Source organism: Candidatus Pseudomonas phytovorans, assembly GCA_029202525.1.
In the GTDB taxonomy this organism is placed as follows: domain Bacteria; phylum Pseudomonadota; class Gammaproteobacteria; order Pseudomonadales; family Pseudomonadaceae; genus Aquipseudomonas; species Aquipseudomonas phytovorans.
Genome location: CP119325.1, coordinates 963,885 through 976,843 on the forward strand (window position 1 = coordinate 963,885; position 12,959 = coordinate 976,843).

The 12,959-nt window shown below is 62.9% G+C and carries 10 protein-coding genes; 3 read left to right on the forward strand and 7 right to left on the reverse strand.

All coding sequences use genetic code 11. The features are described from left to right. Nucleotides 1-69: 69 nt before the first annotated feature. The 3 genes from ubiB to ubiE are packed head-to-tail and all read right to left on the reverse strand — an operon-like array spanning nucleotide 70 to nucleotide 3,082. Nucleotides 70-1,692, reverse strand: a complete 1,623-nt coding sequence (ubiB, locus tag P0Y58_04220; protein WEK31408.1) for a ubiquinone biosynthesis regulatory protein kinase UbiB — start codon at nucleotides 1,690-1,692, stop codon at nucleotides 70-72. Beyond that, nucleotides 1,689-2,312, reverse strand: coding sequence for an SCP2 sterol-binding domain-containing protein (locus P0Y58_04225; GenBank protein ID WEK31409.1), 624 nt, complete (start codon nucleotides 2,310-2,312; stop codon nucleotides 1,689-1,691). Before P0Y58_04225 ends, ubiB begins: the two co-directional genes overlap by 4 nt. Next, nucleotides 2,312-3,082: a bifunctional demethylmenaquinone methyltransferase/2-methoxy-6-polyprenyl-1,4-benzoquinol methylase UbiE gene (ubiE, locus tag P0Y58_04230; protein WEK31410.1), complete on the reverse strand. Its 771-nt coding sequence runs from the start codon at nucleotides 3,080-3,082 to the stop codon at nucleotides 2,312-2,314. The genes P0Y58_04225 and ubiE overlap by 1 nt, the downstream gene beginning before the upstream one ends. A 124-nt stretch (nucleotides 3,083-3,206) precedes the next feature. Between ubiE and P0Y58_04235 the strand changes: the two genes are divergently transcribed. Beyond that, the gene (locus tag P0Y58_04235) at nucleotides 3,207-3,482 is read left to right on the forward strand and encodes a polyhydroxyalkanoic acid system family protein (GenBank protein WEK31411.1); all 276 of its coding nucleotides are present in this window, start codon (nucleotides 3,207-3,209) and stop codon (nucleotides 3,480-3,482) included. A gap of 12 nt (nucleotides 3,483-3,494) precedes the next feature. Here P0Y58_04235 and P0Y58_04240 read toward each other — a convergent pair whose 3' ends face one another. Then, nucleotides 3,495-8,198: a hypothetical protein gene (locus P0Y58_04240; protein WEK31412.1), complete on the reverse strand. Its 4,704-nt coding sequence runs from the start codon at nucleotides 8,196-8,198 to the stop codon at nucleotides 3,495-3,497. 175 nt (nucleotides 8,199-8,373) lie between these two features. Here P0Y58_04240 and P0Y58_04245 point away from each other — a divergent pair, with 175 nt between their 5' ends. Then, entirely contained in the window at nucleotides 8,374-8,793 is a 420-nt protein-coding gene (locus P0Y58_04245) for a phasin family protein (protein WEK31413.1), read from the forward strand. Nucleotides 8,794-8,803: 10 nt separating this feature from the next. After that, complete coding sequence (locus tag P0Y58_04250; GenBank protein ID WEK31414.1) at nucleotides 8,804-9,568, forward strand: phasin family protein; 765 nt, start codon at nucleotides 8,804-8,806, stop codon at nucleotides 9,566-9,568. 175 nt (nucleotides 9,569-9,743) lie between these two features. Here the strand turns inward: P0Y58_04250 and P0Y58_04255 are convergent, their stop codons facing one another. The 3 genes from P0Y58_04255 to phaZ are packed head-to-tail and all read right to left on the reverse strand — an operon-like array spanning nucleotide 9,744 to nucleotide 12,957. After that, entirely contained in the window at nucleotides 9,744-10,358 is a 615-nt protein-coding gene (locus P0Y58_04255; GenBank protein ID WEK31415.1) for a TetR/AcrR family transcriptional regulator, read from the reverse strand. Nucleotides 10,359-10,371: 13 nt separating this feature from the next. Next, nucleotides 10,372-12,054 (reverse strand): class II poly(R)-hydroxyalkanoic acid synthase, encoded by a 1,683-nt coding sequence (gene phaC, locus P0Y58_04260; protein ID WEK31416.1) that lies wholly within the window; start codon nucleotides 12,052-12,054, stop codon nucleotides 10,372-10,374. Nucleotides 12,055-12,105: 51 nt separating this feature from the next. After that, nucleotides 12,106-12,957, reverse strand: coding sequence for a poly(3-hydroxyalkanoate) depolymerase (gene phaZ, locus P0Y58_04265; protein WEK31417.1), 852 nt, complete (start codon nucleotides 12,955-12,957; stop codon nucleotides 12,106-12,108). Nucleotides 12,958-12,959 lie beyond the last annotated feature (2 nt).

Genomic DNA, 12,959 nt, shown 5'->3' on the forward strand with positions numbered 1-12,959 from the left:
CGACTCCAAAACGGGCCCGCTCCTGTGCCGGGCCCTTTGCGCTAGTGTGCCAGCCACAGGCGCGGCTGGCTATTGGCGCACGATCAGGTAAAGGCCTGCGGCCAGCATCAGCCAGGCTGGCCAGGCAGCCGGGGCGGCCAGGCTGGAGGCCTCGGCGGCGCCAGCAGCCAGCACCGCACCACCGCCGAGCAGGCCGGCGCCCAGCAGGCGCAGCGCCCAGCGGTCACCCTGACGGCGGCGCTCCGGCAGTTGCGGATCGTTCAAGTGCGGCTGCGACAGGCGTTCAAGCAGGTCGCGGGCCATGTTCGCCAGGTGCGGCAACTGCTCGACCTGGCCATGAATATTGCCGAACACAGCCTTGGGGCTGTAGCGGTCGCGCATCCAGCGTTCAAGGAACGGTTTGGCGGTGCTCCACAGGTCCAGGTCAGGGTACAGCTGGCGGCCCAGGCCCTCGATGTTGAGCAGGGTCTTTTGCAGCAGTACCAGCTGCGGCTGCACCTCCATGTTGAAGCGCCGCGCAGTCTGGAAGAGGCGCATCAGCACCTGGCCGAAGGAAATATCCTTCAACGGTTTTTCGAAGATCGGTTCGCACACGGTGCGGATTGCCGCTTCGAATTCGTTGACCTTGGTGTGTGCCGGCACCCAGCCCGAATCGATGTGCAACTGGGCAACACGGCGGTAGTCACGCTTGAAGAAGGCAATCAGGTTGCGCGCCAGGTAGTCCTGGTCCTCGGCGGTGAGGCTGCCGACGATGCCGCAGTCGATGGCAATGTACTGCGGGCTCCACGGCTTGACCGTGCTGACGAAGATGTTGCCTGGGTGCATGTCGGCGTGGAAGAAGCTGTCGCGGAACACCTGGGTGAAGAACACCTCCACACCTCGCTCGGCCAGCAGCTTCATGTCGGTACGCTGGTCGGCCAGAGTGGCCATGTCGGTGACCGGCACGCCATAGATGCGCTCCATCACCAGCACTTTTGGGCGGCACAGGTCCCAGTACACCTGGGGCACGTACATCAGCTCGGAACCTTCGAAGTTGCGTCGCAGCTGGCTGGCATTGGCAGCCTCGCGCAGCAGGTCGAGCTCGTCGTAGATGGTTTTTTCATAGTCGCCGACGATTTCCACCGGGTGCAGGCGGCGGGCATCGGCCGAGGCGCGCTCGGCGGCCTTGGCAATCAGGAACAGCCAGGCCAGGTCCTGGGCGATCACCGGCTTCAGGCCCGGGCGCACTACCTTGACCACTACCTCTTCGCCGGTTTTGAGGCGAGCGGCGTGCACCTGGGCCACCGAGGCCGAAGCCAGTGGCTCGACGTCGAAACGGCTGAACACCTCGCCAACCTTCGCGCCCAGCTGCGCTTCAATCAGTGCCACGGCCTGTTTCGGGTCAAACGGCGGCACCCGGTCCTGCAGCAGCATCAACTCGTCGGCGATGTCGGTGGGCAGCAGGTCACGCCGGGTGGACAGCAACTGGCCGAACTTGATGAAGATCGGCCCCAGGTCCTGCAACGCCAGGCGCATGCGCGCGCCACGGCTGAGTTCGGTGGGTTTGCGTGGCAGCCAGCGCCACGGCATCAGCAGGCGCAGGCTGGCCAGCCACCAGGGCAGCATTGGCTGTTCGAACAGCAGGTCATCGAGACGGTAGCGGATGACCACACGCTGGATGCGAAAAAGACGGCGGACGGCGAGCAGCTTCATGCGTTTTCGCTGGTATCAAGGGATCGGGAGAGGCGCTTGATGCGCGCCTCGAGGCGTTCTGTATCGAGCTTCAGGGCATCGAGCGCGCTGAAGGCAGCTTCGGCTTCGCGCTTGCCTACCAGGGTGCGGGACTCTTCGGCCAGGTACTCGGAAAGGTTCTGGCTGAAGCGCGCCAGACCCTGACGGGTCCAGCGTGCACGCAGGCGGATGTGGCCTGCCAGCATCGCCGTAGCCACAGGGCCGAGCCAGCGTTGCAGCTCGTGCTCCCAGTCCAGCTCCAGGTCTTGCAATACGCCGAACAGGTCGAGCAGCACGGCGCTGTCGCCATGCAATTCGACCTGCGGGCTGTGCAGCACGGCGGTCTTGTCCCTGGCCAGGGCCAGGTGCGCCAGGCTGCCGGCCGGTGCGCGCAGGCTGCAGTCGACCTCGCCCTCCCAGTGGGCGGCGAGCAACAGGCCGTCTTCATCTGGCAGGATGAACACCTGCAGGGCCGGTTGGCGGCAGTCGATCTCGATGACCTTGCCTTCCAGCGCGGCCAGCCGCGGCAGGGCCGTGCTGTCCATGCGCAGGACGCGGTTCAGGCCATGTTCGACGCTGGCGAGCAGCCCGGCCAGCAGCATCAGGGTTTGATCCCCCGGTGCACGGCAACGATGCCACTGGTCATGTTGTGGTAGGTAACGCGGTCGAAACCGGCATCGACCATCATGCTTTTCAGCGTTTCCTGGTCAGGGTGCATGCGGATCGATTCGGCGAGGTAACGGTAGCTCTCCGAGTCATTGGTGATCAGCTTGCCGGCCAGCGGCATGAAGGCGAACGAGTAGGCGTCGTAGGCCTTGGACATCAGCTTGTTGGTCGGTTTGGAGAATTCCAGGATCAACAGGCGGCCACCGGGCTTGAGCACGCGCAGCATCGAACGGATGGCTTCGTCCTTGTGGGTGACGTTGCGCAGGCCGAAGGCAATGGTCACGCAGTCGAAGTGGTTGTCCGGGAACGGCAGCTTTTCAGCGTCGGCCTGAACGAACTCGATGTTGCCGGCCACGCCACGGTCGAGCAGGCGGTCACGGCCAACCTTGAGCATCGAATCGTTGATGTCGGCCAATACTACTTGCCCAGTCGGGCCGACCAGGCGCGAGAACTTGGCGGCCAGGTCACCGGTACCGCCGGCGATGTCCAGCACCCGGTTGCCGCTGCGCACGCCCGACAGCTCGATGGTAAAGCGCTTCCACAGGCGGTGCATGCCGCCGGACAGCACGTCGTTCATCAAGTCGTACTTGGCGGCCACGGAATGGAACACTTCGGCGACTTTTTTCGCCTTCTGGCTCTCAGGGACGTCTGCGTAGCCGAAATGGGTGGTGGGTTCGGCGTGGTCGCCTTTGCGCTGGTCGTTCATATCGCTTCACCGGAAAAAATTACCGCCATTCTAGGGCGAACGGGCGGATTTGTCTTGGCGGGGTGTGCCAGTGGGCAGGGGCGGGCATAATGCCAATTATGTCTTCATCTTCAGGAACACCCGCATGACCCAGATCAGCGTCGAACGCAAACACTCCCTCGGCCGCGATGCTGCCCGTGCCAAGGCAGAAGCGCTGGTCGACAAGCTCAGCCGCGAATATGACCTCAAGGCCACCTGGAACGGTGACCGGGTCGACGTGGCACGCAGCGGTGCAAACGGCAGCGTGCACATCGGCGAAGACAGCATCCGCGTGGAGCTGAAGCTCGGCATGATGCTGTCGATGATGAGCGGCACCATCAAGGGCGAAATCGAGCGGGCGCTGGAAAAGGCGCTGGCCTGATACCTGCTGCTGTCAGTTGTCGGGGAACGGGATAAGGTCCTCGATCTGCTCCAGGCGCAGATCGCCCCGATAGATGTCATAACGCTCCGTGGCGGCCAGTGCCCGCTGCAGACGCTCGTCACGGCTCATGGCGTTCGGGAACTTCAAATGGCCTTTCGCAAAGCGGCGCGCAGCGGCACTGGCGCTCGTGTAGTGGAAATGCGCTTCCCAAAGCTTCTGCCTGGGTTGCAGGCGATCAATGTCATAGACATCCAGATAGTCGTTGGCCTTGAGCTTCTTGCGGCGTTTGCTCAGCCTGACCTCGACTTCGTCTGCTTGCACCAGGAAACGCAAGGCCCTGCTGTCCGGGTGCCGGGTGCCAAGGTAGGCGCTGGTCAGCAGGCGTTGTTTTTCTGCCTTTACTTCGTCAATCGCCTGCTCCAGCCGGCTGGCCAGTGAATGCCCTTGCTCCGGGCCGGTTCGCAACTGCACGGCGACCTCAGACATGTCCTGCACATAGAAATCAAGCAGGTCGGCCAGGCTGTTGGGCCCGTCCAGGTGGCGGGAGGCGTGGGCGATCCTGGCGGCTTTCTGGGCCAGCAGGTCATTGCCGGTACGGCGCAGGCGAGCGTAGTCAGGTGCGGGCACCCTTTGCGGCACCGCTTCCCAGTGATCGCCCTGTTGCTGATAGCGGGTAATGGTCTGTTCGGTCAGCGGGTCGATCTGCACGGCTTCGCTGCCCTCCTCAGCCTCCTCGACGACCAGGGCTCGGCCCCGGCTGGTGCGGATGATCTTGCGTCTGGCAGGGCGTACCTTATGGGTCAGCTGTTGTTCGGGCAGCGCATCCTGTGTGTCGGCCGCAGCCGAGATGGCGGCGAGGTCATGCTCGGTCAGGCTGATCAAGGCATTGATCTCGCCGATGTATTCATTCAGCCGACTGTTGTCCACTGCGGGAATGTTGCGTGAAAGCAAATACTCGGCGTTGCCCAGTGACAGCTTGTACTCGCGCAGTGCGCTCTCCAGTGGCTCTTTCTGCTCTTCTGGCTTCAGGTGGGCTGCCGTGAGGCTGTCGTGGCTCAGCAGGGCCTCATGCAGATGCCTGCTGCGCAGGTCTTGTTGCGCAAGGAGGGTGCTTTCGAAGTTCTCTGCAGTCAGCTGGTCCCTTCTCACGACCAGTTGAACCAGATCGCTGAGGATCTGGCCACGGGTGATCAGGGTCGAGTAGCGCCGGTTGTTGATGATGGTGTCGAGCTTCTTGCGCTTGCCTGAGAACTGGATCTGCCCGTCTGTCAGTGCCTCGTTGAGGTTCTGGTCCAGGCGTTGACTGACGTTGAAGACACGTCTATGGATGCCCAGTGCTGCGTCGATGTTCTTGCTGTAGTCAAGGTACAGTTGTGCCTGCTCCTGGCCGAAAGGCAGTTGCACCAGCCGACGCGACTGGCGCTTGAGCGCTTCATAGTCATTCATGTCGAGCAGGCGGCGGAACTGCTGCAGGTCGGCGGTCAGCAACTGCTCCCACCACTGACCGCGGCCAAAGACAGCAGCGCCCTTGGGGTCGAACCTGGCGTATTTCGGGTCGCTCATGCTGGCGTAAAGCTCTGCCTGCTCCCTGATCAGCCCGGCCTGCTTTTCGTAGGTAAGGGCCAGTACATTGATGTTTGCCCGTGCTTCGTTGCGCAGAGTCCGTAGCGCCTGCCGCCGCTCCTGCAGGTGTTCAGGCAGGTTGTCGAGTGCAACGCCGGGGTAGTCATCCAGGGATTTCTCGAATGCCAAGTGCGCCTGGTCGTAGGCTTTTACCCGTTCCAGGTAGCCATCGATGAACGTATCCGTACTGGTCAGTTTTTTGTCATTTGCCACTCGGCTTTCCAGCATTTTGCTGAAGGCTTCTTTTTTTTCATCGATCAGCGCCCTGGCCGTTTTCGGCATGCCGCCCGGCAGGTGCAGGTCGAGCATCCATTCGCCGTTCCAGCGCGTCAGCCAAGGCCCGTTGCTGCGTTCGCGGTCAGCCATGTAGTAGCCGTCTGGCTCTGCGCCCCAGGTCTGCGACCATTCGCTTTCGCTGACCTGCGGGCCAATGATGCGCATACCGTTCCAGCGCTCTTCGACTTCAAAGAAGACACCCTGCAGTTTTGCGTAGTAACGCTCGTCAACCTTGTACAAGCCACGCATACGGCCGCTGGCCAGCGCAGGCTGCCCGTTCAGGTTGACCTTCGCACGCAAGGTGTCGAGGGCCGCGCGGGCTTCACTGGGCAGGTTGCCGACCCGCTGGTCGTGGCCCCATTGGCTCACGTTCAGCGCTGCGGGCCGAGGTTGCTCGGCGAGGGCCTGCCAGGTTGTTTGTTCAGGTGGTTGCCTGGCCGTTGCGCCGGGGCTGCGGCGCGGCCCGGGCCGAATCGGCGTTTCGGTTTCAGGGGCGGGGATGGCTGTCACGTGCCCATGCGCCAGCAGCATGGCCAGGTTCAGCAGTATGTCCGCGCCGGCGAGCAGCTTTTCTTCGCTGCTGCCTTGGGTCAATGCTGTCAGGTCATCTTTGATGCTGAGCAGGGCTGCAACCAACCAGGCAACCAGGCCGGCAGGCCCTCGCAGCAGGATCGTCGCCGTGTTGAACGCCAGCCAGGCGAACTGCACGACCAGCGCCCAGCGCTGCTCGGCGTTGGAAACACTCTGCCGTGAAGCCAGCAACAGGAGCATGTCGGCCCTGGCCTGAAACATCATCAGGTCCGGATCACCGGTCCATGGCGTGAACGCCAAGGTGACGGGGGCCCTCAGTTGCTCAATGGCACCAACGGCCAGCCCGGAGGCCGGCCCCAGCAGGTGCGCCAGTTCGGTGAGGCCGGCATGCAGGTGCGGGTGGGTAAAGCCGTCATTGGCATAAATGGGCCGGGCGTCGTCATTCAGCCAGGTGAGGATGTCTTGCTGCAGGCCTTGTTCAGCCCGAATGGCTGTCATCAATTGGCTGCGGCTGTCGAACTGCCTGACGGCCTGCGCTGTGGCCATGGGGCGGTAAAGTACCCAGGCCGCAGTGGCAGGTACCTCGATGACGAACATGCCATGTACCTGGTTGGCCTTCGGGCCACCCGGCACGCTGTTGAATGCCAGTGGCGCCAGGCTGAGCGGTGCGCTGGAGTCGGCTTTGCGGCGACAGAAGTCAGCGATTGCCTGCCAGGTTTGCTCGGTCAACTGCCCGCCGATTTTTGCCTGTAGCGCGCTCAGCATTAGGGCAGCACGCCATTCCTGAGCAAAGCGCTGGCGGCGTTTGTCGGTGTCGGCACCGGCCTGCAACTGGTCGTGAACAAATTTTGGATAGTGGCCGCCAATGTCCACGGCTGCGATCAGTGCATTGACATAGTCAAGGTTCATCCAGCTGCTCAGCGTCTGTTGATCGGCCAATTGAATGGCCGAGGCTACCTGGTCACTGCCCAAGGGCAGACGTGAGATGGCCATTTCGGTCAGGCTGATGGTTTTCAGGTACTCAAGTCTCGCAGGCCCCGCGGAGGACGTCTGCACCACTTGTGAAATCGTTATTTGCACCTGATCAGGGTTGTAAGGCGGATCGGCCGGGTGGTCATCGCGCATCTGCTCGCGCAGGCGGCGAACAGTGAATTGCTGCAGGTCTTCGATCCCGTCCAGGGATGATTCACCCTGTGCCAGCATGTGCTCTGCCGACAGCTCCAGCAGCGCCATGTGGTACTGGAACCGATCTGTCACCGTGGCGTTCTCCAGCCAGTCAGGCAGCCTGATCGCGGGTGTCAATTGCTCAAGGAGGAAGCACGCCGGGAAGGTCGATGAAGGATCGCTCAGCCGGCTGAAGACTGCCTCTAGATCACTTGCCTGTTTGGTAGCGCCGAGTTGCACGCGGTCGATCTGTTGCAGTATTGCGTTGAGCAGTTGCCGGGCCTGATAGCCGAACGGGTCTTCGGTGAGTGCTGTGCAGGCCCAGGACATCGTATCGAACGCATAGTGTTCGCAAAGCGCTTCGCGCAGGGCAGCGGCGAAGGCCGCAAGCCCGTTGAAACCGCGTACGGTGCCAGACGGCTTGCACCACAAGACCAGATCGCGCGCGCCTTTTTTTCCAGTGACGAGCAGGTCCGGCAATACCTGATGAACTGTGCTGCCTTGAGTGTTGAACGAAATCTGCAAACCCTGCACGTTTGCCGATGGGCTGGTTTGAGCGAGGACGGCGTAGAGCAAGGCCTTTTGGTCGCTGTCCAGGCCCTGGCGTTCAAGCGTGCCGAGCAATGCGGCCTTGAGAACCTGCTGCATCCAGCACAGTGGGGTGACATCCGAGTCGGCTTCGCGGCTGTTCCAGAAACTGACTTGTGCCTGCTGGAATGCCTCGCCGAGAGTCGCAAGCATATCGTCGAAGGCCGTGTTCAGGTCGGCCATGCGAATGTCGATGGTCGGCGCTGCCTCCTGGGGGCGAAAGATGGCCGGTGGGGCCAGGCTGAGCCGGGCCGTGGGCTTGAGCGCCATGGGCTGACCGTTGAGGAAATGCTCTAGCAATGTGTCGACCAGCTTGCCTGGCTGTGCCGGTGCTTGTTCATCCGGGCCGGGCAGGATGCTGAAGCCCTTCAAGGATTGCAGCTGCGGGTGGTTCTTGCGGGTCCATGGGTAGCGTGCTGCGAGTGCGTCGAAGCCTGCGGCGGCAATGACCTCGCGCAAGCGGGGGCGGTTGGCGAACTGCTTCGCTACCAGCTGTCTGAGCGATAGGGGCGACGTGGTCGGTGACAGGGGCATGGCTATGGCTCCAGTAAGCGGGAGCCGAATGCTGGAGCGCCAGCCTGGAGCTACTGCGGTAGATACATCAGTGCGGCGATCTTAGGGTGAAGATTCTAATTCCTGCCCCTACCTTATGCTCAAGCCCAACCTTCATGGGCGGTTCTCCTCCACTCATGAGCATGAGGTACAGAGCATGGCCAAAGTGACTGTGAAGAAAAAGGACGACGCCCTGGGTACGCTGGGCGAAGTGCGCGGCTACGCGCGCAAGATCTGGCTGGCTGGCATCGGCGCTTATGCGCGGGTTGGCCAGGAAGGCTCCGACTACTTCCATGAGCTGGTCAAGGCCGGCGAAGGCGTCGAGAAGCGTGGCAAGAAACACATCGACAAAGAGCTCGATGCTGCCAACCATCAGATCGACGAAGCCGCCGAAGAAGTCAGTCGCGTACGCGGCAAGGTGGAAATTCAACTCGACAAGATCGAAAAAGCTTTCGACGCACGGGTAGGGCGCGCCTTGAATCGCCTTGGCATTCCGTCTAAACATGACGTTGAGGCGTTGTCGGTCAAGCTTGAACAGCTGCACGAGCTGCTTGAGCGCGTCGCGCACAAACCATAAGGAGAGCAGGATGGCTGGCAAGAAGAACACCGAAAAAGAAGGCAGCTCCTGGGTCGGCGGGATCGAGAAGTACTCCCGCAAGATCTGGCTGGCGGGGCTGGGTATCTATTCGAAAGTCGACCAGGACGGCCCGAAGCTGTTCGACGCCTTGGTGAAAGATGGCGAGAAGGCCGAGAAACAGGCGAAGAAGACGGCTGAAGAAGTAGCCGACACTGCGAAGTCGTCGACTACATCGCGCGTGTCTGGCGTGAAGGACCGTGCACTGGGCAAGTGGAGCGAACTCGAAGAGGCCTTCGACAAACGCCTGAACAGCGCCATCTCGCGCCTGGGCGTACCGAGCCGCAACGAGATCAAGGCCCTGCATCAGCAGGTGGACAGCCTGACCAAGCAGATCGAGAAACTGACCGGTGCTTCGGTCACGCCGATTTCGTCGCGCGCAGCGGCGGCCAAGCCGGCAGCCAGCAAGGCAGCGGCCAAGCCACTGGCCAAGGCGGCAGCGGCCAAGCCTGCGGCGAAAACCGCGGCGGCCAAGCCGGCAGCCAAGACGGCAGCGGCGAAACCTGCAGCCAAGCCTGTCGCCGCCAAGCCTGCGGCTAAACCTGCGGCAGCCAAGAAACCCGCAGTGAAGAAAGCGCCGGCCAAACCGGCAGTGGCGGCCAAGCCTGCAGCTCCAGCGGCCAGCGCTGCGCCAGCTGCAACCGCAGCCCCGGCACCTACCGCCGCTCCGGCCAGCAGCACACCGTCGGCCCCAACCAGCACCGGTACCCTGATCTGATACCGCGTCGCGCTTTTCGTGGGTAAGCCCACTTCCACAAGGACACTGCAGTCCACTGTGGGAGCGGGCTTGTCCCGCGAAGAGGCCGGCCCGGACACCGGAGTTTCATGGCCAGGGCTTCGCCCTGGTTCGCGGGGCAAGCCCGCTCCCACAAAAGCAGTGCCGACTCAGCGGTTTACCCCTCCAGGTACTTCATCGCCAACTGCTCCGCCGCCGCCCGCGCCTGTACCTGCAAGTGCGGCGCTACCAGCATCATCACCTGATACACCACAATCCCCACATCCCCCTCGCGCCCCAGCACCCGCTGATAATCCAGCGAGAACATCAGTGTCAGGGTGATCTGCTCCACCAGCTGCCCCAGTGCCTGGGTCTCACTCTCTACCAACCCCTGGCCCTTGAGGCTGGCCAGCAATGCAGCCAGCGTACGCTTGAGGGCATTGATCAGGCTGCGCATGCCGCGCGCCAGCTTGGGCAGGCGGCCGGTGAGGTTGGACAGGTCCTGGAACAGGAATCGGTACTGCGCCATGCGCTCGACGATCAAATGCAGGAACAGCCAGTAGTCCTCGGCATCCAGGCGCACTTCCAGCGGCGGGTCGAGTAACGGCATCAGCGCTTCCTCGAAGCGCTCGAAAAGGCCCAGCACCAAGGGTTCCTTGCCGTGGAAGTGGTAGTACAGGTTGCCCGGGCTGATGCCCAGTTCGTTGGCAATCTCCAGGGTGGAAACGTTCGGCTCGCCCTGCTGGTTGAACAGCTGCAGGGCGCACTCAAGGATACGGTCGCGAGTCTTCATCCAGTCAGCATGCTCATCGGGTCAGCACGTAGGTGCCTGGCGCAGGACCTAGCGGTGGGTAGGTGGCGTTGCCCAGTTCGGCGCGCGGCGCCTTGAGCGGGCCCGAGCGCGGGGTGATCCACTCCAGCCACAACGGCCACCAGCTGCCTTCGCTGCGTTTGGCGTCGTGGAACCAGGCGCGTGGATCGCTGCTCAGTTTCGGGTTGGCCAGGTAGTAGGCCTTGGGGTTGCCGGGCGGGTTGATGATGCTCTGGATGTGCCCGCTGTTGGCCAGCACGAAGCGCCGGTCGCCACCCAGCAGCAAGGCCGAGCGGTACACCGCGTCCCAAGGGGTTATGTGGTCATTGCTGCCGGCCACGGTGAAGCTGTCCAGGCCGACCTGTTGCAGGTCGATGGGGGTGCCGCACACTTCCAGGCCGGCCGGGTGGGTCAGCGGGTTGAGCTTGAAGAAGTCCAGCAGGTCGCCATGCAGGGCGGCGGGCAGGCGTGTGCTGTCGGCGTTCCAGTAGAGGATGTCGAAAGCGGGTGGCAGCTTGCCCAGCAGGTAGTTGTTGACCCAGTAGTTCCAGATAAGGTCGTTGGGCCGCATCCAGGCGAAGATCCGCGCCACCTCGGCGCCATCGAGCACGCCGCGCTGGTACGAGCGGCGCTTGGCCGCCTCGATGGTCTGCTCGTCGGCAAACAGGCTGGCCGCGTTTTCGAACTTGCTGTCCAGCAGGCTGACCAGGTAGGTAGCGCTGCGTACCCGGCGCAACTGGTTTTTGGCTTGCAGGTGCCCCTGCAGCGCGGCCATGGTCAGGCCGCCGGCGCAGGCACCCATCAGGTTGGGGTCGCGGTTGCCGCTGATGCTGCGGCAGGCGTTCAGCGCTTCCTCCAGCGCCTGCACATAACTGGACAGGCCCCATTCCCGATGACGCGGGTCGGGGTTGCGCCAGCTGACCATGAACACCTGCAGGCCGTTCTTGAGCATGTACTGCACGAAGCTGTTGGTCGCGCTGAGGTCGAAGATATAGAACTTGTTGATCTGCGGCGGCACCACCAACAGTGGCCGGGCGTGCTGCTTCTCGCTCATTGGCTTGTACTGGATCAGCTCCAGCTGCTCGTTGCGAAACACCACGGCGCCGGGGGTCGCGGCCAGGTTACCGCCCACTTCGAAAGCACGCTCGTCTACCTGGCGTGGCAGGCCATCGTTGTTGCGCAGGTCGTCGAGCAGGTGCGCCACGCCGCGTACCAGGCTTTGCCCGCCACTGTTGAACAGCTCCTTCACCGCCACCGGGTTGAGCAACGAATTACTGGGTGCCAAGGCATCGTTGATCAGGTTGAACAGGAAGTGCGCCCGGGCTCGGTCATCGTCGTTCAGGTGGCTTTCCTCGATCCACAGGCGCGTCTGCTTCTGCCAGGCCAGGTAGGCCTGCAGGCCGCGACGGTAGAACGGGTTCTGGCTCCACGTCGGGTCACTGAAGCGGGCATCGCGCGGGTTGGGCTGGTAGGGCGTGTCGCCCAGCATCACCCGGCCCAGTTGCCCGCCCAGAGCCAGCAGGTGGCTGGCTGTGTGCAAGGGGTTGAGCAAGCTGTGCCGGCCAACACTGCGTAGCGTGGAAAGCAGGTCACGGCCGCGCAGGCCGAGGATGGCGCTGTGTACGTTCATGCGGGTGGCGGGAAGCGTTGGCGTTCCTTTGGCCGGTTTGTCTTTCATGGCAACACTCCCTCGTCCTGACCATGCCGCGCTTCGCGGGCAAGCCCGCTCCTACACGCCCGATGCCGGACGCGGGTGCATGACTGCGCGCTGACGCTCTTGTTGGAGAAACTTCATGATGATCGGTGCAACGGCCTCGGCCCGAGTGATCAGGAACAGGTGACCGTCGTCGATAATGTGTAGCTGGGCATTGGGAATCCGCCAGGCCAGCAGGCGCATGTTGATCAGCGGGATCAGCGGGTCGTCGTCGCCGGCCAGCACCAGGGTGGGCTGCTGGATCTTGTGCAGCCAGTGGATGCTGGTCCAGCCAAGCCCGGCGAACAGCTGCCAGTAGTAACCCAGCTTGCCACCCGAGCGCACCTTGGAAGCGTGGTGCAGGGCCAGGTCCGGGTCACGGCGAAATGCGCCGCCATAAATCATCGGTGCAATCCGGATGACATGGGACGGTTGGATGTACCGCCTGGGGCTGGCCATGTTCCACAGCACCTTGGGCTTGCCCGGCACCATCACCGCACCGGCCGCTGTAGCGGCCAGCACCAGCTTCTTGCAGCGCTCGGGGTAGTCATGGGCAAACTGTTGGGCCAGCGCGCCGCCCCAGGACACGCCGATGGCATCGACCTGGCCGTAATCCAGGTAGTCGAGCATGCGTGCCGTCAGCTTGGCCAACCCGGGGAAACGGTACGGGTGGCGTGGCGTTGATGAGCCGCCAACCCCGGGCACATCGAAGGCAATGACTTCCAGGTCCGGGTCCAGCGCTTCGATGAACGGAAACACCAGCTCCAGGTTGGCACCGATGCCATTGAAGATCAGCAACGGCGTCAAGTGCGGCTTGCCTGGGCGAACGGCGGTGCGGATGGACTGGTTGTCCAGCTCGACGGTCCTGAAGATATAGGGTTGCGGCATGC